Annotated in this window: 19 protein-coding genes; 8 read left to right on the top strand and 11 right to left on the bottom strand. The window is 61.4% G+C overall.

Features of this window, described 5'->3' with window-relative positions; translation table 11 throughout:
• The first annotated feature begins 62 nt into the window (after nt 1-62).
• The 3 genes from KL786_RS21185 to asd are packed head-to-tail and all read left to right on the top strand — an operon-like array spanning nt 63 to nt 3348.
• A complete protein-coding gene (locus KL786_RS21185; protein ID WP_215518887.1) occupies nt 63-1598 on the top strand; it encodes an HDOD domain-containing protein in 1536 nt (511 codons plus the stop codon).
• 57 nt (nt 1599-1655) lie between these two features.
• Entirely contained in the window at nt 1656-2471 is an 816-nt protein-coding gene (rhdA, locus tag KL786_RS21180; protein ID WP_032862064.1) for a thiosulfate sulfurtransferase, read from the top strand.
• A gap of 16 nt (nt 2472-2487) precedes the next feature.
• Nucleotides 2488-3348, top strand: coding sequence for an archaetidylserine decarboxylase (asd, locus tag KL786_RS21175; protein WP_032862065.1), 861 nt, complete (start codon nt 2488-2490; stop codon nt 3346-3348).
• 126 nt (nt 3349-3474) lie between these two features.
• Here asd and serB read toward each other — a convergent pair whose 3' ends face one another.
• Nucleotides 3475-4686 carry a phosphoserine phosphatase SerB gene (gene serB / locus KL786_RS21170; protein WP_215518886.1) on the bottom strand — a complete coding sequence of 404 codons (1212 nt, stop codon included), beginning with the start codon at nt 4684-4686 and terminating at the stop codon, nt 3475-3477.
• A gap of 133 nt (nt 4687-4819) precedes the next feature.
• Between serB and KL786_RS21165 the strand changes: the two genes are divergently transcribed.
• A complete protein-coding gene (locus KL786_RS21165; protein ID WP_215518885.1) occupies nt 4820-6352 on the top strand; it encodes an AhpA/YtjB family protein in 1533 nt (510 codons plus the stop codon).
• Between the two features lie 175 nt (nt 6353-6527).
• Here the strand turns inward: KL786_RS21165 and KL786_RS21160 are convergent, their stop codons facing one another.
• The 6 genes from KL786_RS21160 to KL786_RS21135 form a co-directional block, all read right to left on the bottom strand.
• A complete protein-coding gene (locus KL786_RS21160; RefSeq protein WP_215518884.1) occupies nt 6528-7235 on the bottom strand; it encodes a PqiC family protein in 708 nt (235 codons plus the stop codon).
• 177 nt (nt 7236-7412) lie between these two features.
• Nucleotides 7413-9677 (bottom strand): DNA topoisomerase IV subunit A, encoded by a 2265-nt coding sequence (parC, locus tag KL786_RS21155; protein WP_215518883.1) that lies wholly within the window; start codon nt 9675-9677, stop codon nt 7413-7415.
• Nucleotides 9678-9687: 10 nt separating this feature from the next.
• Nucleotides 9688-10209: a retropepsin-like aspartic protease family protein gene (locus KL786_RS21150; protein ID WP_032862072.1), complete on the bottom strand. Its 522-nt coding sequence runs from the start codon at nt 10207-10209 to the stop codon at nt 9688-9690.
• The gene (locus tag KL786_RS21145; RefSeq protein WP_215518882.1) at nt 10206-11189 is read right to left on the bottom strand and encodes an esterase-like activity of phytase family protein; all 984 of its coding nucleotides are present in this window, start codon (nt 11187-11189) and stop codon (nt 10206-10208) included. Before KL786_RS21145 ends, KL786_RS21150 begins: the two co-directional genes overlap by 4 nt.
• A complete protein-coding gene (gene parE, locus KL786_RS21140) occupies nt 11189-13093 on the bottom strand; it encodes a DNA topoisomerase IV subunit B (protein ID WP_076961594.1) in 1905 nt (634 codons plus the stop codon). The genes KL786_RS21145 and parE overlap by 1 nt, the downstream gene beginning before the upstream one ends.
• 44 nt (nt 13094-13137) lie before the next feature.
• Nucleotides 13138-13746 carry a YqiA/YcfP family alpha/beta fold hydrolase gene (locus KL786_RS21135; RefSeq protein ID WP_215518881.1) on the bottom strand — a complete coding sequence of 203 codons (609 nt, stop codon included), beginning with the start codon at nt 13744-13746 and terminating at the stop codon, nt 13138-13140.
• Nucleotides 13747-13879: 133 nt separating this feature from the next.
• Here KL786_RS21135 and KL786_RS21130 point away from each other — a divergent pair, with 133 nt between their 5' ends.
• The 3 genes from KL786_RS21130 (at nt 13880) to KL786_RS21120 (ending at nt 17368) form a co-directional block, all read left to right on the top strand.
• Nucleotides 13880-14770 (top strand): LysR family transcriptional regulator, encoded by an 891-nt coding sequence (locus KL786_RS21130; RefSeq protein ID WP_215518880.1) that lies wholly within the window; start codon nt 13880-13882, stop codon nt 14768-14770.
• Nucleotides 14771-14993: 223 nt separating this feature from the next.
• Nucleotides 14994-16310, top strand: a complete 1317-nt coding sequence (locus KL786_RS21125; RefSeq protein ID WP_215518879.1) for an MFS transporter — start codon at nt 14994-14996, stop codon at nt 16308-16310.
• A 71-nt stretch (nt 16311-16381) separates the two neighbouring features.
• A complete protein-coding gene (locus KL786_RS21120) occupies nt 16382-17368 on the top strand; it encodes a M14 family metallopeptidase (protein ID WP_215518878.1) in 987 nt (328 codons plus the stop codon).
• On the opposite strand, the gene cpdA is transcribed toward KL786_RS21120, so the two are convergent.
• The 3 genes from cpdA to KL786_RS21105 all read right to left on the bottom strand — a co-directional run bounded on the left by cpdA (nt 17362) and on the right by KL786_RS21105 (nt 19333).
• On the bottom strand, nt 17362-18177 hold the full coding sequence (cpdA, locus tag KL786_RS21115; protein ID WP_215518877.1) for a 3',5'-cyclic-AMP phosphodiesterase: 816 nt from the start codon (nt 18175-18177) through the stop codon (nt 17362-17364). The two genes, KL786_RS21120 and cpdA, sit on opposite strands and share 7 nt — an antisense overlap.
• Nucleotides 18178-18275: 98 nt before the next feature.
• On the bottom strand, nt 18276-18725 hold the full coding sequence (locus KL786_RS21110; RefSeq protein WP_215518876.1) for a DUF1249 domain-containing protein: 450 nt from the start codon (nt 18723-18725) through the stop codon (nt 18276-18278).
• A complete protein-coding gene (locus tag KL786_RS21105) occupies nt 18716-19333 on the bottom strand; it encodes an NUDIX domain-containing protein (RefSeq protein ID WP_215518875.1) in 618 nt (205 codons plus the stop codon). The genes KL786_RS21110 and KL786_RS21105 overlap by 10 nt, the downstream gene beginning before the upstream one ends.
• A gap of 202 nt (nt 19334-19535) precedes the next feature.
• Here KL786_RS21105 and KL786_RS21100 point away from each other — a divergent pair, with 202 nt between their 5' ends.
• Entirely contained in the window at nt 19536-20282 is a 747-nt protein-coding gene (locus tag KL786_RS21100; protein ID WP_215518874.1) for an RsiV family protein, read from the top strand.
• Here KL786_RS21100 and cytX read toward each other — a convergent pair.
• A complete protein-coding gene (cytX, locus tag KL786_RS21095; protein ID WP_215518873.1) occupies nt 20251-21540 on the bottom strand; it encodes a putative hydroxymethylpyrimidine transporter CytX in 1290 nt (429 codons plus the stop codon). The genes KL786_RS21100 and cytX overlap by 32 nt on opposite strands.
• Nucleotides 21541-21663 lie beyond the last annotated feature (123 nt).

Genomic DNA, 21663 nt, shown 5'->3' with positions numbered 1-21663 from the left:
GCGAAAAGCCAGTTCGGCCCACTCCGGGCGTGTTGACCGCAAGTGATGATCGCGCCCCAATCATGGCAAATGAAACGACAGTCCCAACTGCAAAACCCAACTCCCTGGCTGGCTGGATCAAGCGTCTGGACGAGGTTCACCTGCCCGTCCCGCAAGCGAGCCACATTGCCGTGTGCAAGGCCATCGGCGACAGTCGCCGTTCGTTGCGAGATATTGCAGAGCTGATGCAAGACAGCCCGGCGCTGGTCCTGAGCGTCATGCGCGAGGCCAACAACCAGGCCCACGGCAGCCTGGCAGAGCCCGCAGAAAACCTTGAAGTGGCGATCAACCGCCTGGGTTTGAAGCGCACTGAAGAACTGCTCGCCCGCCTGCCGTCAGTCCCGCTCAATGAAATCCCCGTGGCCCTGCGCCAACTGCAACTGGTCAGCCAGCATGCCTCGCAACAAGCCAGCGGCCTGTTCGCCAGCCGGCTGGCACGCCTGTGGCAAGACATTCACTGGGGCAGCCTGCTGTTTCTCTCGCCGTTGTGGCCGATGGCCGTTGCCTACCCCAAGCTGCTGGAAGAATGGGAACTGCGGGTGATCCACAAGGGCCAATCGGCGCACAAGGTCGAGCAGGAATTGTTTGGCGTGCGCCTGCTGGAGTTGTGCCTGGGCTTGACCGAAGCCTGGCGCCTGCCGATCTGGGTCTCCCAGGGCTACCAGTTACTGCTCAAGGAACAACGTTTGCTGGTCAAGGCCCTGCATATCGCCCGCGATGAAGCGCCGTTGAGCCAGCAGCAAAAACTCGATGCCGACCCGACGCTGCGGCGCTGGCTGAACCAGCCCGCCAACACTGTGCTGCTGGCCAATGGCATGGCGCTGGCGGCGCAGGAATCCTGGACCTGCCCGCACACCCAGCGCTGGCAATACCTCACCGCGCTGTACCTGCAACAACCGCTGGCCGACGTTCAGCAACAGGTGCACCAACAGGCCGTGATCAGCGCCCGCCACACCTTGAGCGCCGGTCTCTGGCATCCGGCGCTGGCGCTGATCTGGCCGTGGCATGTGCAACGGGTCCATCGCGGCCTGCTGCCAGCACCGCCACCGACCGCCGAAGCCCTGGCGATCTGGCGCAAGCGCTGCAGCGAATTACTGGTGGAGCCGAGCCGCTTCGCCAACGCCATGCACTTGACCACCTGCGCCAAGGAAGCCCTGGCGGCCAGCGGCATGCAGCGCGTCATGCTGCTGATGGCCGACAAGGCCCTGGCCACGTTGCGCGTGCATCAGGTCGATGGCCTGCCCAAGGACGCCGCCAACCTGACCCTTGAGGCCGCACAAAGCACGCTGCTGCAACGCTTGCTGGAGAAGTCTGCGCAGGTGCGCCTGACCCCGGACAATCACGCGCAATTCGCAGCACTGCTGCCTGCCTCATTGCGCCGCCTGTTCGTTGGCGAGCACCTGCTGTTGCGCTCCCTGAGCTGTAACGGCCGGGTGGTGATGCTGATGATTGCCGACCAGGGCGGCGGGCCGTTCTCCGAAACCACCGTCCAGGCCTTCGGCAAAACCGCCCAGTGCATCGAAAAAGCCCTGCACTGCTTTACCAACCGCAGCGCCTGATGCTTGCGTTACAATCGCCCTCTTTTATCGCTCAACCTAGTGCCCGGGAGACCTCACATGCCTGACTTTTCTGGCTTGCCGCTGGTGATCGAGCCCAGCGACCTGCTTGGCCGGCTTGCCGCCGAGCCGTTGATTCTGGTGGATCTCACCAGCGCCGCACGCTACGCCGAAGGGCATATCCCCGGCGCGCACTTCGTTGACCCAAAGCGCACCCAACTGGGCCAGCCACCCGCACCAGGGCTGCTGCCAGCCAAGGCCGATCTGGAAAAGCTGTTTGGCGAACTGGGCCACACCCCGGATGCCACCTACGTGGTGTATGACGACGAGGGCGGCGGCTGGGCCGGGCGGTTTATCTGGTTGCTCGACGTTATTGGTCACAAGAAGTATCACTACCTCGATGGCGGCCTGCTGGCGTGGCTGGATGAAAAACACCCGGTATCCACCGAGGTCGCCGCACCCGTCGGCGGCCCGATCAGCCTGACCCTGCACGACGAACCCACCGCCACCCGCGAGTACCTGCAAAGCCGCCTCGGCGCTGCCGACCTGGGGATCTGGGATGCACGCGGGCCGTTGGAATACTCGGGAGAGAAAGTCCTTGCGGCCAAAGGCGGGCATATTCCCGGCGCCGTGAACTTCGAATGGACTGCGGGCATGGACAAGGCGCGCAACCTGCGGATCCGCCGCGACATGCCGCAGATCCTCGAAGACCTGGGCCTGACCAAAGACAAAGAAATCATTACCCACTGCCAGACTCACCACCGTTCTGGCTTCACCTACCTGGTGGCCAAGGCGCTCGGTTATCCGCGAGTCAAAGGTTATGCCGGTTCCTGGGGCGAATGGGGCAACCACCCCGACACCCCCGTCGAGATTTAAGGTTTAAGGACAGTTCATGAAAAAGCGTTTGTTTATCCTCAGCCAGTACCTGCTGCCTCACCACCTGCTGTCGCGCCTGGCCGGCTGCATTGCCGAGTGCCGCGTGCGCTGGTTCAAGAATGCCTTCACCACGTGGTTCGCCAAGCGCTATCAGGTGGACATGTCCCAGGCCCTGGTCGAAGACGTGACCGCTTACGAGCACTTCAACGCCTTCTTCACCCGCGCCTTGAAAGAGGGCGCACGCCCACTGGATCAAACCCCTGGCGCAATCTTGAGCCCGGCAGACGGCGCCGTCAGCCAGCTCGGCCCGATTGAACACGGCCGAGTGTTCCAGGCCAAGGGGCACAGCTTCAGCGTGCTGGAATTGCTCGGTGGCGACGCCGCTGTTGCCGCACCCTTCATGGGCGGTGACTTTGCCACCATCTACCTGTCGCCAAAGGACTACCACCGCGTGCACATGCCACTGGCCGGCACCCTGCGGGAAATGGTCTACGTGCCTGGGCGGATTTTCTCGGTCAACCAGACCACCGCCGAAAACGTGCCGGAACTGTTCGCACGTAACGAGCGCGTTGTCTGTGTGTTCGATACCGAACGTGGGCCGATGGCCGTGGTATTGGTCGGTGCGATGATTGTGGCGTCGATCGAGACCGTATGGGCCGGGCTGGTGACGCCGCCTAAGCGCGAACTAAAAACCGTCCGTTACGACGAAGCCGCCCGCGCACCGATCCACCTGGAAAAAGGTGCGGAACTGGGGCGTTTCAAGCTGGGTTCGACCGCCATCGTGCTGTTTGGGCCGGATCAGGTGAAGTGGGCCGAAGAACTGGCGGCGGGTACGCCGGTGCAGATGGGCCAGGGTATCGCGCTGCCGAAAGCCTGATCCCCCACAGATTTGAAGCCGGAACCCAATCAATGTGGGAGCTGGCTTGCCTGCGATGACGATGGTGAGTCCAACACCGCTGTCGCAGGCAAGCCAGCTCCCACATTGATGAGCACGTTCCTGTCGTTATTGGCCGTCGCGGTCGCGAAAGCCCAACAGATACAGAACACCGTCCAGCCCCAGGGTCGAAATCGCCTGCTTGGCCGATTGCTTGACCAAAGGCTTAGCACGGAACGCCACGCCCAGCCCAGCGATTGCCAGCATCGGCAAGTCGTTGGCGCCGTCGCCGACCGCAATGGTCTGCTCCAGGCGCAAACCTTCCTTGTGCGCCAACTCCCGTAGCAGATCAGCTTTGCGCTGCGCGTCGACAATCGGCTCGACTGCCACGCCCGTCACCTTGCCATCCAGCACTTCCAGCTCGTTGGCGAACACATAGTCGATGCCCAACTTGGCCTGCAACTGCTTGGCGAAGTAGGTAAAGCCGCCCGACAGAATTGCCGTCTTGTAGCCCAGGCGCTTGAGTTCGGCGAACAGGGTCTCGGCACCTTCGGTCAAGCGCAGGGATGCGCCGATGGAATCCAACACACTGACGTCCAGGCCCTTGAGCAGCGCCAGGCGCTCCTTGAAGCTGGCGCGAAAGTCCAACTCGCCGGCCATCGCGCGCTCGGTGATCGCGGAAACTTGCTCGCCAACGCCGGCGGCCTTGGCCAACTCGTCGATGACTTCGGCTTCGATCAGGGTCGAGTCCATGTCGAATACCGCCAGGCGGCGGTTGCGACGGAACAGCGAGTCTTCCTGGAAGGCGATATCGACATTCAACTCCTGGGCGACGCTGAGGAACTCGGCGCGCAGGGCCTGCGGATCGGCCGGCTCACCGCGCACGGAGAACTCGATACAGCCCTTGCCCTGGTCTGCCGGGGTATCCAATGGCATGCGACCCGACAGACGGTCGATATGATCGATGTTCAAACCGTACTGCGCGGTGATCGAGCTGACACGTTGCAATTGCTCGGCGGTCACTTTGCGCGTCAACAGCGTGACGATGTGGCGTTTTTTGCCTTGGCCGGCCACCCAGTGCTGGTAATCCTCTTCGGAAACCGGGGTGAAACGCACCTGCTGATCCAGCTTATAGGCCGTAAACAGGATGTCTTTGAGCACGGACGAGGCCTGCTCGGTACTCGGGATCTCGACCAGGATGCCGAACGACAGGGTGTCGTGGATCACGGCCTGGCCGATGTCGAGAATGGTCACGCCACCCTGGGCCAGAACACCAGTGATAGCCGCGGTAAGACCCGGACGGTCCTCACCTGTGATGTTAATCAGGACAATTTCGCGCAAAGCGCACCCCCGGGCTGGAAAAAAACCGCATTCTACCCACTTTCAGTGACCATCGGGCACAGCCAGCGCTTTGCCGGTCTTGGGCCTGTCGCTATACTGCGCGTCAACTTCACGGACCAAGAGCCGAGCGCAAGTGAACCGGCCCACGCCAGTAAAAACCGATAACTTCTTCCTGCTGATCTTCCGGGCACTGCGCCACCGCCGTGTACCGATCGCATTACGCATCGCCAGCCATAACGTGATCCTGGTCGCCCTGGCCTTGGTGATCTATGCGTGCGTGATGGGTTTGCAGTTCAAACAGGCCATGCACGAGCAAGCCGACGCCCTGGGCGAAAGCTTGACGACCCAGACCGCCACCTCGGCGACTGAGTTGCTGGTGTCCAACGACATCCTCAGCCTCAACGTGCTGCTCAACAACCTGACCAAGAACCCGCTGGTGGCCCACGCCGCCATCTACAGCGTGGACAACCGGATCATGGCCGAGGCCGGGCAACGCCCGAAGAACGGCCTGCTGGGTGAAGCCGAAGGCCTGTACCAGAGCAATATCACGTTTCAGGATGTGAAAGCCGGTCAATTGCGTATCAGCCTGGACATGCAACAGTTCCAGCAGCCGATGACCATCAGCCTGCAAAGCATGGGGATCCTCAGCGCGATCCTGCTGGCGCTGGCCCTGGCCTTGAGCCTGCGCCTGGGCCGGCATATCTCCACGCCCCTGATGCAACTGCGCATCTGGCTGCGCGATATCGACGAGCACACCCCGGCCACTGACCGCCAGGATGAAATCGGCGACCTCGCCCGCCAGTTGCACACCAGCTTCGCTCCAGAGCCGGTGGTACAGGAAGTCGAGCCTGAACCGGAGTTTGACGACACCGATTACGACGACGAACCCGAGTTTGAAGTGCGCAACCTGCGCGACCCGAGCTTCGACGAGTCCGCGCCGGTGGCAGGCCTCAAGCCGGCTCCACGCCCAACCATCAAGGCCGGCGAAGACGACCTGGACGATGACGACCCGTTTGCCGACCTGCGCGACGAGTCGGCGCCGACTCCGGTGGTGGCGCCAAAACCTGCGGCCTCACACAACACACAGCCACAGCAAAGCGCGGTACTGGCGGTGCAACTGGGCGCCCAGGAACAGCTGCGCCGCCTGCCCCGCGCACGCCTGACCGAGCTGCTGGAACGCTACCGCGACTGCCTCGACCAGGCGGCCTCGCTGTACCAGAGCGAGTTGCACACCCTGAACGACGGCAGCACCTTGATGCTGTTCCATAGCGAAGACAGCGGCGAAGACTACCTGACCAACGCCATCTGCTGCGGTGAGCTGTTGCGGGCGCTGGGCCATGCGTTGCAGATCGAAGTCGCTGATAGCGGCATCACCCTGCAACTGCAACTGGGCCTGACCCTGGGCGACGACCTGTATGGCATGAGCCAGATCGACCTGCTGCTGACCGAAAACGCCCAGGACGCACTGGCCTTGTCGCAACACAGCCGCAACCTGTTGCTGGTGGAGCGCAAGATCAGCGACGACGCCTTGATCCGCCAGCGTGCGCGGATCCGCCCGATTGCAAGCCCCGAAGGCGCGTGCTGTGTAGAGCGGTTGATGGAGCCTTATCCGTCGATGCTGGAGCGCCAGTTGGCACGGATGCATGAGACCCGTAGCAAGGGTTGAATCCTCCCCCAATAAAAAGCCCACCCATGATCACTCATGGGTGGGCTTTTTATTGGGTCTGTGTAGGAGCGAGCTTGCTCGCGAAGATCGTCAACGATAACGCGCTTATCCTGAATGAGCGCGGGGCCCTTGAGGTTTTCGCGAGCAAGCTCGCTCCTACAAGGGGCCTTTTATCTTAGAAGCGATACACTTCCATGTCCGTGCGAATCGGCGAGGCCATCGGGATCTTTGGCTTTTCCGGGGCTGCCGGCTTGGCAGGGGTCGGGGCCTGTTTGCGCGGGGCCTCGGCGATCGGTGGCTGGTTGGCCAGCGGCTTGAGGGCTACCGACAGTTGTTCTGCCAGGCGCTGCAGCAACACACCCTGGGCCTGGACCTGGGAAGCGGTACTACCGGCGTGTTGTTCCTGCAGATGCACGATGCGGTTGTCCCGCACCTGGCCGCGGCGGTCGATCAGGCGCCATTGCGCATCAAGGATTGCCGGCTGCGATGCCCCGGAGTCCAGGCGCGTGATGGTCAGCAAGACCTGCACATCGGGCGAGAAGCTGGTGGGCGCCGGCGACAGCACCACACGCTGGCTGTCGAGGTGGCCAGCCACCTGGCGCAGCATCAACTGGTTGATATCCGACGACAGGCTGCCCGCCCAACGGCCATCGACGGAGCCTTGCAGGCTGCCATCGTCCTGGCGTTGCAGCAGGGTTTCACGTTGTAGGTAATCGGCAACCACGACCGGCCCGAGCAAGACCGCCATGCCAGCACTCTGTGCTGGCTGCGCAGGGTTTCCGCTATCCAGCTGGTACAGCGACACCGGTTGGTGCGTAGCGCAACCCGCCAACCCCAAAAGGCCAGCGAGCATCAAAAATAAAGGAAGGCGTGGAGCAGTCATCATCCCATCCAGGTGGCTGCCACAAGGCAAACCACAATGTAATACTAAAAATAACCTATACGCGCTCAGCCACGCCGGCGCTGGAAAGGCCATATCATCCGTGAATATGCGCCATGACTCCAGCGCGAAAGCGCCGATCTACGGGTTAAATTCGTAGATCGGGTGCTCTATATCGCCTTAAGCCGGTGTTTCCACCAGCAATGCATCTACTCGCTGGAAGCCACGGGGCAATTTGTTCCCGCGGCGACCGCGCTCGCCCTTGTAGTGCTCAAGATCGTCAGGACGCAGCGACAGCGTGCGTTTGCCGGCTTGCAGCACCAGGGTCGAACCTTCCGGGATCACCGCGATGTCGGTCACGTACTCTTCGCGACTGGCCACCCGTTCTCCTGGAATCCCAATGATCTTGTTGCCCTTGCCTTTGCCCAGTTGCGGCAGGTCGCTGATCTTGAACACCAGCAAGCGCCCTTCTGTGGTCACCGATGCCAGCCAATTGCCTTCGCGGTCCTCGACCGGACGCGGCAGGATCACCTTGGCGTTGTTCGGCAAGCTCAACAGGGCCTTGCCCGCCTTGTTCTTGGCCTGCAAGTCCTCGCCCTTGACCACGAAGCCGTAGCCGGCGTCGGAGGCGATGACGTACAGCGAGTCATCATCAGGCAGCAATACACATTCAAAACTTGCCCCTGGCGGCGGCGTCAGGCGCCCGGTCAACGGCTCGCCCTGGCCTCGCGCAGACGGCAGGGTATGAGCCGGCACCGAATAACTACGCCCGGTGGAGTCGATAAACACCGCAAACTGGTTGGAACGCCCAGCCGCAGCAGTCTTGAACCCATCGCCGGCCTTGTACGACAGGCCAGTGGCGTCAATATCATGCCCCTTGGCGGAGCGAACCCAACCCTTTTCCGACAAAACGACGGTAATTTTCTCGTTGGGCAACAGCTCGGTTTCGGTCAGGGCCTTGGCTTCGGTACGTTCGACAATCGGCGAACGACGGTCGTCACCATAGGTTTCTGCGTCCTTGATCAGCTCGCTGCGCACCAGTTTCTTGAGCTTGGCTTCGCTACCCAGCAGCGCTTGCAGCTTGGCTTGTTCCTTGAGCAACGCGTCCTGCTCGTCGCGCAACTTCATCTCTTCCAGGCGCGCCAACTGGCGCAAGCGGGTATCGAGGATGTAGTCGGCCTGGATCTCGCTCAACTCGAAACGCGCGATCAACTCGGCTTTCGGGTGCTCGACGGTACGGATGATATGAATCACTTCATCCAGGTTGAGATAGGCAATCAGCAAGCCGTCCAACAGATGCAGGCGACGCTCGACCTTGTCCAGGCGAAATTGCAGGCGGCGGCGTACGGTATTGACCCGGAACTCCAGCCACTCCACCAGCAGGTTGCGCAGGTTTTTCAGCTGCGGCTTGCCGTCCAGGCCAATGATGTTGACGTTGACCCGGTAACTGGATTCCAGCTCGGTGCTGGCAAACAGGTGCTGCATCAGCACTTCATGATCGACCCGGCTGTTGGTCGGAATGATCACGATGCGGCACGGGTTTTCGTGGTCGGATTCGTCACGCAGGTCAGCGACTTGCGGCAGCTTCGACGGCTTGGCCTGCATCAGCGCGGCAATCTGTTCCAGCACTTTGGCGCCGGAGACCTGGTGCGGCAAGGCGGTGACGATGATGTCGCCATCTTCGATGTGGTACACGGCACGCATACGCACCGAGCCCTTGCCGGTCTCGTACATTTTCAGCAGGTCGGCGCGCGGGGTGATGATTTCCGCTTCGGTCGGGTAATCCGGGCCCTGGATATGCTCGCACAACTGCTCGACCGTGGCCTTGGGCTCATCGAGCAAACGCACGCAGGCCGTGGCGACTTCGCGCAGGTTGTGCGGCGGTACGTCAGTGGCCATGCCCACGGCGATGCCAGTGGTGCCGTTGAGCAGGATATTGGGCAGGCGCGCCGGCAAGACCAGCGGTTCGTCGAGGGTGCCGTCGAAGTTCGGGCCCCAGTCTGCGGTGCCCTGGCCCAGCTCGCTGAGCAGTACTTCGGAATAGCGCGACAGCCGCGCCTCGGTGTAACGCATGGCGGCGAACGACTTGGGATCATCCGGCGCACCCCAGTTGCCCTGGCCGTCGACCAGGGTGTAGCGGTAGCTGAACGGCTGGGCCATCAGCACCATGGCTTCGTAGCACGCCGAGTCGCCGTGGGGGTGGAACTTGCCGAGCACGTCACCGACGGTACGCGCCGATTTCTTGTGCTTGGAGTCGGCGTCCAGGCCCAACTCACTCATGGCGTAGATAATGCGCCGCTGTACTGGTTTCAGGCCGTCGCCGATATGCGGCAGGGCACGGTCCATGATCACGTACATGGAGTAGTTGAGGTAGGCATTTTCGGTGAAGTCAGCCAGCGACCGGCGTTCTACGCCGTCTAAGCTGTCTGCAAGGATGTCACTCATGCGGGCCTCATCATTGTCTGGTCTGGCGCAGCAGCATGGTGCCGCCGCGCTGGGTAAATTCAAGTTGTTTCAATGCGCTCATGCCCAACAGCACTTGCTCGCCACCCAGGCCCGGCGCCACCAGGGCACGCACGTCCTGCAAGACGATATCGCCCAGTTGCAGGCGGTCGAGGTGGGTACGATAGCCCTGGCTGCGGCCGTTGGCGGTGCTCAAAGTCACCGGCAAACCGCGCTTGAGCCCCAGGCGTTCGGCCAACTCGGCCGGTACCGCCACGTCGGTGGCGCCGGTATCGAGCATGAAATCCACCGGCTGGCCGTTGATCTGGCCAGTGGCGACAAAATGCCCCTGGCCGTTGCCGACCAGTTTCACTTCTATATAACCCGCGTGTTGCTGCGAGGTGACCACGGCGTTGGGGTTTTCCTGACGCGCTTCCCATTGCCCAAAAAACCGTGTTGCCAGAAACAGCCCGGCGCCCCATGCCACGAACATCAAAATACGTCCGGCGCGCTTGCCAGGCGCTTGCGCGCTCATGGCTGGGCGCTCCAGCCACCGGCCGGGGCGGCAAAACGATAGACCATCGGGCGTTTTTCACCATCGGCACGGGCGCCGAAATTATTGTCGATGCCCACCCAGGCGCCCTCGGCGTCAATCAGCAAGGCTTCCGCCAGGCCATAGCTCTGGGGATAACGTCGATTCGGCACCAGGGCCTCATCGGCGTACGACCAGCACCGCTCGACCTTGGCCGTCACGCTGTCGCGCCGGCAGATCTGGAACGCATTGCGCTCCAGGGTAAACAGCTTGCCGTTGAACAGCGCAAGGTCAGCAAAATCCTTGGAAACGGCCTTGGCGCCCGGAAACTGCGCGGGTTGCATTTCCTGGCCAGCCTCGCTCAACAGCACGCACGGCCCGTCACAATCCCAAACGCTTTGCCCGCGCTTGATCGAAATCAGCCCGCGCCGTTCACGTTCGGCCGCCAGCCAGATCTGATTGCCCTCGGGGTTGACCGCCAGGCCTTCAAACAAGGCATTGAAGTGCAGCAACAGGCCACTGGCCCGCGCCTCGCGAACCATCCCTGGGGCAATCTTCAGCCATTCCGGATCCCCGCTTGCCGGCACCTGCAGCACCGCCGCGTGGGCTTCGCTGACGATATAACGATTACCCGCAGCGTCACAGCTGATGCCTTCAAAATCCAGGTCGCCACCACGAATCACCGAAGCCGCCGTGGTGCGCGCGCGCAAACCCCACGGCAGGCCCGATTCAGGCACTGGCGGCACGTTGATCCTGACCGTTTCGGCCTGCCAGGTCTCGGCACGGGTATCGAGGCGGTAGATCTGGTCGTCGTCGCGGTCGGAGACCGTCCACAAGTCCTTGCCACACAAGGCCAGGCCCGACAGGTTACCGCCGCGCATGCCCTCGACCGGGTGTTCGGACAACAACTTGAGCTCAACCGCAGGTTCGGCCACTGCCAACCCGCTCAACAACAGTATCGCCAGGGCGAAACCGCTGCGCATCAGCCCAATACCTCGGCCAGGTTGCCTTTGGATTCCAGCCAGGCCTTGCGGTCACCGGCGCGCTTCTTGGCCAGCAACATGTCCATCATTTCCGAGGTGGCGGCGTAGTCTTCCAGGGTCAACTGCACCAGGCGCCGGGTGTTCGGGTCCATGGTGGTTTCCCGCAGTTGTGGCGGGTTCATTTCACCCAGGCCCTTGAATCGAGTGACTTGCGGCTTGCCACGTTTCTTCTCGGCCACCAGGCGGTCGAGGATCCCGTCGCGCTCGGCTTCGTCCAGGGCGTAGTAGATCTCTTTGCCCAGGTCGATACGGTACAGCGGTGGCATGGCGACATAGACGTGGCCGGCATCCACCAGCGGGCGGAAATGCTGGACGAACAGTGCGCAGAGCAAAGTAGCAATGTGCAGGCCGTCGGAGTCGGCGTCGGCGAGGATGCAGATCTTGCCGTAGCGCAGCTGGCTCATGTCCTCGGCGCCCGGATCAACACCAATGGCCACGGCGATGTTGTGCACTTCCTGGCTGGCCAGCACTTCGCTGCCGTCGACTTCCCAGGTGTTGAGGATCTTGCCGCGCAACGGCAGGATCGCCTGGAACTCTTTATCCCGCGCTTGCTTGGCGGAACCACCGGCAGAATCACCTTCCACCAAAAACAGTTCGGAGCGCATCGGGTCCTGCCCGGCGCAGTCTGCCAGTTTGCCGGGCAATGCCGGGCCCTGGGTGATGCGCTTGCGCTCGACCTTTTTGCTGGCCTTGAGGCGACGCCCGGCGTTGTTGATCGCCAGCTCGGCCAGGGCCAGGCCCAGTTCCGGATGCTCGTTGAGCCACAGGCTGAAAGCATCCTTGACCACGCCCGAGACAAACGCCGCCGCCTCACGGGACGACAGGCGTTCCTTGGTCTGGCCGGAGAATTGCGGCTCCTGCATTTTCATCGACAGGACGAAGGCGATGCGCTCCCAGACGTCTTCCGGCGCCAGCTTCACGCCGCGCGGCAGCAGGCTGCGGTATTCGCAGAACTCGCGCATGGCATCCAGCAAACCCTGGCGCAAACCGTTGACGTGGGTGCCGCCCTGGGCAGTGGGGATCAGGTTGACGTAGCTTTCCTGGACGCTGTCGCCGCCCTCGGGCAACCACAACAGCGCCCAATCAACCGCTTCTTTATTGCCCGCCAAACTGCCGCAGAACGGTTCGTTGGGTAGGCGCTCGAACTCACTGACCGAATCTTCGAGGTAAGAGCGCAGACCGTCTTCGTAGTGCCACTCGACCTTTTCGCCGGTGCCTTTGTCTTCAAAACTGACCAGCAACCCCGGGCACAACACGGCCTTGGCCTTGAGTACGTGCTTGAGGCGGCTGATGGAGAATTTCGGGGAATCGAAGTATTTCGGGTCCGGCGCGAAGTACACACTGGTCCCGGTGTTGCGCTTGCCGACGGTGCCGACCACTTCCAGCTCGGTGGCTTTGTAACCATCGGCGAAGGTCATCTGGTACTCGTTGCCGTCGCGCTTGACCTTGACCCGAACCTGCGTGGACAGGGCGTTGACCACGGAAATACCCACACCGTGCAAGCCGCCGGAAAACTGATAGTTCTTGTTGGAGAACTTACCACCCGCATGGAGCTTGGTGAGGATCAGCTCGACACCCGACACCCCTTCTTCCGGGTGAATGTCCACCGGCATGCCGCGCCCGTCGTCGGACACTTCCAGGGAATGGTCGGCGTGCAAAATGACCTGTACCGACTTGGCGTGCCCGGCCAAGGCTTCGTCGACGCTGTTGTCGATGACTTCCTGGGCAAGGTGGTTCGGCCGACTGGTGTCGGTGTACATGCCGGGGCGTTTACGCACCGGGTCGAGGCCCGAGAGGACTTCGATGGCGTCGGCGTTATAAGAGCTAGCGCTGGGAGTGGCCATGGGGTCTCGTCGTGAGTCGTTCGATTAAAAAGTAACCTGCGGTTTCACAATGCCGTGAAATCGAAGGATTGGTACTGATCTGCGCCAATGCCGGCAAAACTCAACAGCGCCGGCAACTGTCGGCCAAAGCCCTGGTAACTGTGGTCGCCGCCGGCCTGGATACGCAAGGCACAGGCCCGGTAATACTGCTCGGCGAGGCGATAATCCAGTGTTTCGTCCCCGGTCTGCAACCATACCTGATAGCGCTGGGCATCCCGGGGCGCCGCCACTTCAAGCTCAGCCAGGGCCGCGACGTGATCGTGGGTCAACTCCCAGGTTTCATCGGTGTAGAGGTTCTTCTGGGTGCCCAGGTAACCGTCGAACATGCGATGGGGGCTGACCGCCGGGTTGACCAACAGGGCCTTGAGGCCATGGCGTTCGGCAAGATGGGTTGCATAGTAGCCGCCGAGTGAGCTGCCGACCAGCAGTGGCCGCCCCAGCTCACTGATCGCCTGCTCCAGCTGGGCAATCGCCTGGCGCGGGTGGTGATGCAGGGCCGGCACCCGTAGCTGGTCGGCCAGACCGAGACTGTCCATCACGCCCATCAGTTGGCTGGCCTTGGTCGAGGCTGGCGCGCTGTTGAAACCGTGGATATACAAGATCGAAGCGGACATGCCGGGCTCTCCGTGCGTTATCGGCCAAAGGGGCGCAGTTTACAGGGAACGGGGGGGTTGTGGGTGCAGCCCATCGCCGCTGGCGGTACTATCGGTTCCGCCGCGTTGATGAGCCGCCAGGCAGGAAAACCGCATGCAACTTGAATGGCTTGAGGATTTTATCGAACTGGCCCGCACCCGCAGCCTGTCGCGTGCCGCCGAAAATCGCTGTGTCACGCACCCCGCGTTCGGCCGACGTATACGGGCGCTGGAAGAATGGGTCGGCACGCCATTGATCGAGCGCAAACAACCCCTGTCACTGACGCCTTGCGGCGCGCTGTTCCTGGATGCCGCCACACAATCACTGCAATTGCTGACCGCTGTCAGAGCGCAATTCAAAGGCACCACCCTGAGCCGCGACGAACCCGTGCGCATCGCCACCGGTCGGACCCTGGCCTGCGATTTTTTCCCGGACTGGTACGAGTCATTGCACCAGCGCCTGGGCAATTTTGCGGTGTCATTGGTCACCAGTGGGGCGCAAGAAGCGATCAGTAAGTTGTCCGCCGGCGAGGTCGACCTGCTGTTGAGCTTTTCCAGCCCATTGACCCATACGCTGTTGGACCCGGAGCGTTTCGACTCCCGAGTACTGGCCAATGAGGAACTGCTGCCGGTCAGCGCGCCAGACACAAAGGAGCAGCCGCGGCAGCGGATATCCATCGATCATAACGCCCCGAGCATCCCGTGGCTGGCCTTCTCACCCTCCCTGGCCCTACGCGGCGTGCTGGCCCAGCACCTTGAGCGGCTGCCACAGCACCTAGCGTTGCGGATGGTCTACCAGGCTGATTCTTATGACGCCATCCTGGAAATGGCCAAGCGTGGCAGAGGCCTGGCGTGGCTGCCGCGCATGGTGGTCAAAGGTGCGCTGGCCTCGGGCGAGCTGGTGATTGCAGGCGGCCCCGAGTTTCACGTGGCCTTCGACGTCTCGCTGCATCGCCTGCGCGCCAACCAGAGCGAAATGGTCATGAATATCTGGGAAGGCCTGTGACGCTGTCGTTGCGTCAACTTAAAGACGCGTAAATCCCAATGCCTGTCGGCCCCGTGCCAAAACAGCTCAAACCTGTGCCGAAACAGCAATTGCTGTTGGCCCGCACTTGATTCAATTTCACCCGGGCTTTCACCCATAACAATTAATGCCTTCGATCTCGCCAGGCCGCGCTGCGGCTCGGCAAATCCGAATGCCAACTGTGAAACAGACCCGGTGCACACCCATGACAGTCCCATCATCCGTCTTATCATCGGCACAGGCTCCAACCCAGCGAGGTCCATGGAAGGAAATCATTGCTGCCAGTGTCGGCAACGCGCTGGAGTTTTATGATTTGCTGATCTACGGCTATTTTGCGGTAGTTATCAGCAAACAGTTTTTCCCGTCCGATAACGAAACCACCTCACTGTTGCTGGCCGTAGGCTCGTTTGGCATTTCCTTCCTGATGCGCCCGCTAGGTGCCATCGTGCTCGGTTCATACACCGACAGGGCTGGCCGAAAGGCATCGTTGACGATGTCCATCATGATCATGCTGATCGGCACCGCAATGATCACCTTCGCCCCGACCTATGAGCAGATCGGCCTGGCAGCACCACTGTTGATCATCGTTGCGCGCATGCTCCAGGGGTTTTCTACCGGCGGGGAGTTTGGTGCGGCCACCGCGTTTATGGTCGAACATGCAGATGCCAAGCGTCGTGGTTTCTTTGCCAGCTGGCAATTGTCGACCCAGGGGCTGGCAACAGTACTGGCCGCAGGTGTCAGTGCAATCCTCAGCTATATGCTGTCGGATGTGCAGTTGAACGACTGGGGTTGGCGCGTGGCATTCGGCTTCGGCCTGCTGATCGGGCCGGTGGGCTTCTACATTCGCACGCAAATCGATGAAACCCCGGACTTCAAGAAAACCGCAGCCAGCACAGTGGTGAGGACACCGCTGCGAGATGTGTTGATCAAAGGACACGTCAGCCTGTTACTGGCTATCGGGGTGGTGGCCGGTGCGACAGCGTTCAACTACGTGCACAAGCTGTACATGCCTATCTACGCCCTGAAACAACTGAACATCACCGCCACCTCCTCGTATCTCGGGGCGCTGATGACCGGCATCACGCTGATGCTGATGGCTCCGATATTTGGCGGTTTATCCGATCGCCACGGACGGTTTCGGGTACTGACGATCGCATTGCTGATTACCGGGTTTTCGTCTTATCCGATGTTCGTTCTGCTTAATACCTTCCCAAGCTTCACTACGCTGCTGATCGTGCAAGCGATTGTCGGCGTGCTGATCGCCGCCTGCCTGGGGCCGATTCCGGCGATGCTTGCCGACATCTTCCCAACCAGTATTCGCGGGACCGGTCTGGCGCTGAGCTACAACTTTTCCGTCACTCTGTTTGGTGGCTTTGCGCCATTGATCGTGACCTGGATGATCGACGCCACCGGCAGCAAGCTGGCCCCCAGTTTTTACGTGATGGCGACCATTTTGATCAGCGTACTGGCGATTGTCTGCCTGGGCCGCCGCATGCGCGGCACCCACCCCGCTGCCAATTAAACACACTCTTCCTGCTTGTCGCGCCCCACCCCCTCGCGACAAGTACACACATCGGTCAGTCGGAGACTGAAATGAAAACCCTTGAGCAGGTTCGTGCATCACTCAAACCCTACCCCGTGGAAGTCCAGTTCCCTGATCTGAGCCAATGGAAAACCGGTAACTGTGGAATCGACTACATCCACAGCTTCGACAGCGGCAAACCAGGACCGCATGTGCTGGTCATGGCGCTGACCCATGGCAATGAAGTCAGTGGGGCAATCGCGGTGGATACCCTGTTACGCAGTGGGGTGCGCCCGCGCCAGGGTCGGTTGTCACTGGGGTTTGCCAACATACAGGCCTATCAACGCTTCGACCCACAGGACATTGATGCGACCCGCTTTATTGACGAGGACATGAACCGTGTCTGGCTGCCATCAAGCCTCGACGGCCCGCGCGACTCCGCCGAACTGCGCCGCGCACGGGAGTTACGACCGCTGATCGACAGTGTTGATTTATTGCTCGATATCCACTCAATGCACGAAGAATCCCCGCCGCTGATGATGTGCGGTGCATGCGCCAAAGGCTTGGAGTTCGCCCAATCATTAGGTGTACCTGCAACCATCGTCGCAGACGCCGGCCATGCCAACGGCCGGCGTATGCGCGACTACGGTGGGTTTGGTGATGCCGCCAGCCCCAAGAATGCGCTGCTGATCGAGACGGGCCAGCATTTTTCAAAAAAGAGTGAATACGTCGCCCTCGATGTGACAGCACGCTTCCTGATTGCGACTCAAGCAGTTGCCGAGGCTGATGTGTCGAGGTTTCTTAGCCAGGAAACACCTGCAACCCAGCAATGCTTGCAAGTCACCGACCCGGTGATCGCCCACAGCATGGACTTCAGCTTCACTGATGATTTCCGTGGCCTGGAGCAGATCACTCACGCTGGAACGGTGATCGCCCGGGATGCTCAGCGCGAAATCGTCACACCGTATGACAATTGCGTGCTGATCCAGCCATCGCTGCGGCATCTGGGGCAAGGCGTCACGGTGGTGAGGTTAGCGCGGGACTATCGCCATCAGTAGCCAGTGCTACCGTAATCGACGGTGAATGCAAACCCCTGGACCCGCTCCACGCCTGTTTCCAACCGTCCATCGGTATGCAGACGCAACCAGCGATAGCCCGGAGCCTCTTCGCTGACCTTGAAATCCTCACTGCCCGGGGCGAACTGGATGCAGGTCGACGGCGACGCCAGCAGGCGCACGCCGTTGCGTTCCCGGTCGATCTCCTGGTGCACATGCCCCCACAACACCGCCCGCACATGGGGAAAGCGGTCGAGCACAGCAAACAGCGCCTCGGGGTTACGCAAACCGATGGGCTCCATCCAGGCACTGCCAATGGGCACGGGGTGATGATGGAAGCAGACCAGATGATGGCGACCCGGCGCTTCACTCAAGGCTTGCGCCAGCAGTTGCAGTTGCGGCTCGGCCAGATAACCCGGCACCGAACCTGGCACGGCGGAGTCCAGCAAGGTAATGCGCCAGTTGCCCACATCCACCACCGACTCCAGCAACGCACTGCCCATGGTCGCCTGGGCCATGATTTGCGGTTCATCGTGGTTGCCCGGAATCCAGCGCGCCGGGGCGCCGATTGGCTGGGTCAGGTCGCGAAACAGCTGGTAGGACTCAAGCGTACCGTCCTGGGACAAGTCGCCGGTGGCCAGCAGCAAATCAATCTGCGGTTGCCGGGCCCGCACCAGCTCGATCACCCGTTGCAGGCTGTCACGGGTATTCATGCCCAGCAGCGTACCGTCGGCCTCGGCAAACAAGTGGCTGTCAGACAGTTGCACCAGCAACGCCGGTGCATCAGGGTTCACAGTGGATACGCTCGGCAAGGCGTTCTCCCAGGGCGATCACGAAAAATGGGCAATGGGCGCAATTATGCTGGGGCAGGACGCAAAGAGGAAACCTGTGAAGCAGACGCAGTTCACATCTACCGCACGACTTCAAACTCATGGCCCAAGGCCAGGCAATGGCTCAACCATTCACCGAGGAACACATTGAGCTGTGCTTTCTCATCGGGCTGGTGCATGAACACATTGGGATAAGGATAGATGCTGCGAAAGCGCCGCGCATGTTCGGCGCTGATCACCTCGGCCATCCGCGCATCGTGATACACCTGCACTTCCAACTGCGGCACCGGCAGCCATGGCAGGCTGTGTTCCTGGCGCACGCGCAAGGTGCTGGTGTACGGGCAGGTGAGGATCACTTCCAGGGTCAGCACGCCGAGCATCTGGTCGCCATGGGTCACGGCAATCCGCCGCGCCTCGGGCGTGTGGCGCATGTCTGGCAGCAAGCGCATCAGCCGCGCGTAGTTGGCCTCGCAAGCGGCTTGCAAGCCGATCAGGTCGACCCGGTAACGTTCCCGTACCTTCACTGCCATAGCCCCCTCACTTCCGCGCGATTAAGCGCAAGCCATTGCAGGGCGATAATGCTGGCTGCGTTGGAAATCTTACCGTCGCGTACCGCTTGCAGGGCATCTTCAAAGGCCCACACGGTGACGCGGATGTCTTCTGCCTCTTCAGCCAGGCCATGAATACCGCCAGCACCGCTACTGTCGCAACGCCCCAAAAACAGGTGGACGAATTCAGTGCTGCCCCCTGGCGATGGGAAATATTTGGTGATCGGCCACAGCGCAGAGAAGGTCAGCCCAGCTTCCTCTTCGGCTTCGCGGTGCGCAACCTCCTCCGGTTGTTCGTCCTTGTCGATCAGCCCGGCAACCATCTCCACCAGCCAGGGGTTGTCGGTGCGGCCCATGGCGCCAACACGAAACTGTTCGATCAGCACCACTTGATCACGTTGCGGGTCGTAGGGCAGTACACACACCGCGTCATGGCGCACAAAGACTTCACGGTTGATCACCCGGCTCATGCCACCTTCGAACAGCTCGTGACGCAGCTGCACGCGATCGAGCTTGTAGAAGCCCTGGTAGGCATTGTCGCGCTGAACCACTTCAATTCTGTTCGGCGTCGATTTCGCACTGTCGGTCATATCAACCCTCGTTTATTACGGTGTGTGTCTTGGCATCGCGCCATCCTACAGCGCCCGCGTCCCTCGGTGCAGCCCCTTTGCGGTTGCCGGGACAGGCGGCTCAGGTCAAACTCACTGTAATCAGCTTAGTGGCGAACTGACTGGGATGCCGGTAGTCGAAGCCCCATATCTTTCGCTCTTCTCCGCTTTATGAAGGACGCCCATGTCGCTGTTAAAAGTCGCCTCCGTGGCCTGTATTGCCTTGACCCTCGGCGCTTGCCAGAGCCTGTTCCAACCCAACTACCGCGCGCCGCTGGAAGCCACCCGCGATGCATCCGAAGTGGTGCAACCCGGCTGCACCACTGCCGATTGCCCACTGGTGAACATCGATACGGTGCATTTCGCCAGCGAGCCCAAGCTCGATGCGCTGATCGAGCAGCGCCTGCTGGAAATGACCCGCACCTCCCCTGGCGTCCCGCTGCCGGCGACCTTGAGTGCCTATCGGGAAAAATTCCTGCGCGAATCCGGCCCGCGCAACAGCATGTACTTGCAGGCCAAGGTACGGGAGCAGCATGACGGCTTGGTGATCATCGAGCTGTCCAGCTACCTGGACACCGGCGGTGCCCATGGCGAACCTGGCCGCGGCTTCATCAACTACTCGCGCCAGCAGCAAAAAAACCTGACCCTCGCGGACATGCTGCGCCCCGGCAAGGAAGACGCGTTCTGGAAAGCCGCCCAGGTGGCCCACAACAGTTGGCTGATCAGCACCCGCCTGAGCCTGGAGCCGGACTACGTGAAAAGCTGGCCCTTCCAGAAAACCCCGAACGTGGCGCTGACCTACGGCGCCGTGGTGCTCAAGTACCCTACGACCACGATTGCGCCCTACGCCATGGGCCACGTCGAGTTGCAGATTCCTTATGCGCGCCTCGACGGCATCATCAAGCCTGAGCTGGTGCCCGTACGCCCCTGAAGGCCCGCCCGAGGATAAATTGCAGCAGCCCTGCCAGCGCCAGTGCCGGTAGGGTCGCGCCAATATCCGGGTACAGATTGGCCAGCAGATGATAGGTGCTGATACCGCCCAGCCAGGCCAGCAGCGCCGGCCAGCGCAGGCTTGCAGGTAGCGCCTGGCCACGCCGGCGCAGGATGAAGTGATCCACCAGCACCACGCCAAACAGCGGCGCGAATACCGAGCCGATCAACAGCAGGAAGTTCTGATACTGGGCCAAGGGCGCGAAACAGGCGATCAGCGTGCATACAAGCCCGATTGCCAGTGCCAGGTGCTCGACTTTCACCCGCAGCAGCATGCCGCTGGACACCGCCGCCGAGTGGATATCGGCGAAGGCGTTTTCTGATTCATCCAACAGAATCAACAACAGCGGAATCCCCAGGCCAGCCCCGGCCAACGCCAGCAACAGCGCATTGACTTCACCGCTGGGCGCAAACGCCAGGGTGTAGGCCACGCCCAGGCTCATCAGCCAGAAATTGCCGATAAAAAAGCCCAGGGCCGTGCCGCCAAACACTCGGGTTGCGCGTTTGCCGAAGCGTGAGTAGTCGGCAATCAGCGGCAACCAGGACAATGGCATGGCAATGGCGATATCAAACCCGACGGCAAACGGTAGCGAACCATCGCCCGCCTGGGCCCACAACGCGGCCAGGTCGGCCTTGGCGAACAGGTTCCAGGTCAGCCACAAACAAGCCGCCAGCAGTAGCCATATCCCCCACTTGCGCAGGATCTTTCGCACGAAGGTCAACGGGCCACTGACCGCCAGCAAGGTGGCAAGGCCGCCGAAGAACAGGGTCCACAGCAGCGGGCTGGCCCATAGGCTACCTTCGCTGAACGCCCGTGTACCGAGCAAACTGGCGGCATCACGCATGACGATGATTTCAAACGAGCCCCAGCCAATCAGTTGCAGCAGGTTCAACAGCGCCGGCAGGCTAGCGCCTTTGGCGCCGAGGCTGACTTTAAGGGCGGCCATGGATGACAGACCGGTGTCGCTGCCAATCACCCCGACGGCGGCCAACAGCAGCACGCCTACCAGAGTGCCGAGGAAAATCGCCAGCAACGAGCCGGAGAGCCCCAAGCCCGGCGCCAGCAACGCACCGGTCTGCAGGACCATCAGGCCGATGCCGAGGGAGAACCACAGGGAAAACAGGTCGCGGGCGCCGAAGATACGTTTGTCTATGGGGACTGCAATGTCGGGAGAGTAGGTACTCGGTTGAATGCTCAAGGGTGGAATCTCTGAGGAGTATTTGTTGTTTGAGAGATTGCTTTCGCGAGCAAGCCCGCTCCCACATTCTGGACTGCCCCCAAGAAGTTGGACACCAATCCAATTTCTTGGGGTGTTCACATG

The sequence above is a fragment of the Pseudomonas sp. TAE6080 genome, from assembly GCF_018732265.1.
GTDB classification, from domain to species: Bacteria; Pseudomonadota; Gammaproteobacteria; order Pseudomonadales; family Pseudomonadaceae; genus Aquipseudomonas; species Aquipseudomonas brenneri.
Note: the sequence above shows the minus strand (reverse complement) of the source record. Positions and strands in the feature narration are given on the sequence as shown.

What these genes read in the sequence shown, in the direction of transcription:
- KL786_RS21135 (WP_215518881.1), bottom strand. Translation starts at nt 13,746, where the DNA reads ATGTCCGCTTCGATCTTGTATATCCACGGTTTCAACAGCGCGCCAGCC.
- KL786_RS21145 (WP_215518882.1), bottom strand. Translation starts at nt 11,189, where the DNA reads ATGCGCAGCGGTTTCGCCCTGGCGATACTGTTGTTGAGCGGGTTGGCA.
- KL786_RS21120 (WP_215518878.1), top strand. Translation starts at nt 16,382, where the DNA reads ATGAAAACCCTTGAGCAGGTTCGTGCATCACTCAAACCCTACCCCGTG.
- KL786_RS21185 (WP_215518887.1), top strand. Translation starts at nt 63, where the DNA reads ATGGCAAATGAAACGACAGTCCCAACTGCAAAACCCAACTCCCTGGCT.
- KL786_RS21130 (WP_215518880.1), top strand. Translation starts at nt 13,880, where the DNA reads ATGCAACTTGAATGGCTTGAGGATTTTATCGAACTGGCCCGCACCCGC.
- asd (WP_032862065.1), top strand. Translation starts at nt 2,488, where the DNA reads ATGAAAAAGCGTTTGTTTATCCTCAGCCAGTACCTGCTGCCTCACCAC.
- KL786_RS21150 (WP_032862072.1), bottom strand. Translation starts at nt 10,209, where the DNA reads ATGAGCGCGCAAGCGCCTGGCAAGCGCGCCGGACGTATTTTGATGTTC.
- KL786_RS21105 (WP_215518875.1), bottom strand. Translation starts at nt 19,333, where the DNA reads ATGACCGACAGTGCGAAATCGACGCCGAACAGAATTGAAGTGGTTCAG.
- parC (WP_215518883.1), bottom strand. Translation starts at nt 9,677, where the DNA reads ATGAGTGACATCCTTGCAGACAGCTTAGACGGCGTAGAACGCCGGTCG.
- rhdA (WP_032862064.1), top strand. Translation starts at nt 1,656, where the DNA reads ATGCCTGACTTTTCTGGCTTGCCGCTGGTGATCGAGCCCAGCGACCTG.
- KL786_RS21160 (WP_215518884.1), bottom strand. Translation starts at nt 7,235, where the DNA reads ATGACTGCTCCACGCCTTCCTTTATTTTTGATGCTCGCTGGCCTTTTG.
- KL786_RS21125 (WP_215518879.1), top strand. Translation starts at nt 14,994, where the DNA reads ATGACAGTCCCATCATCCGTCTTATCATCGGCACAGGCTCCAACCCAG.
- parE (WP_076961594.1), bottom strand. Translation starts at nt 13,093, where the DNA reads ATGGCCACTCCCAGCGCTAGCTCTTATAACGCCGACGCCATCGAAGTC.
- KL786_RS21110 (WP_215518876.1), bottom strand. Translation starts at nt 18,725, where the DNA reads ATGGCAGTGAAGGTACGGGAACGTTACCGGGTCGACCTGATCGGCTTG.
- KL786_RS21100 (WP_215518874.1), top strand. Translation starts at nt 19,536, where the DNA reads ATGTCGCTGTTAAAAGTCGCCTCCGTGGCCTGTATTGCCTTGACCCTC.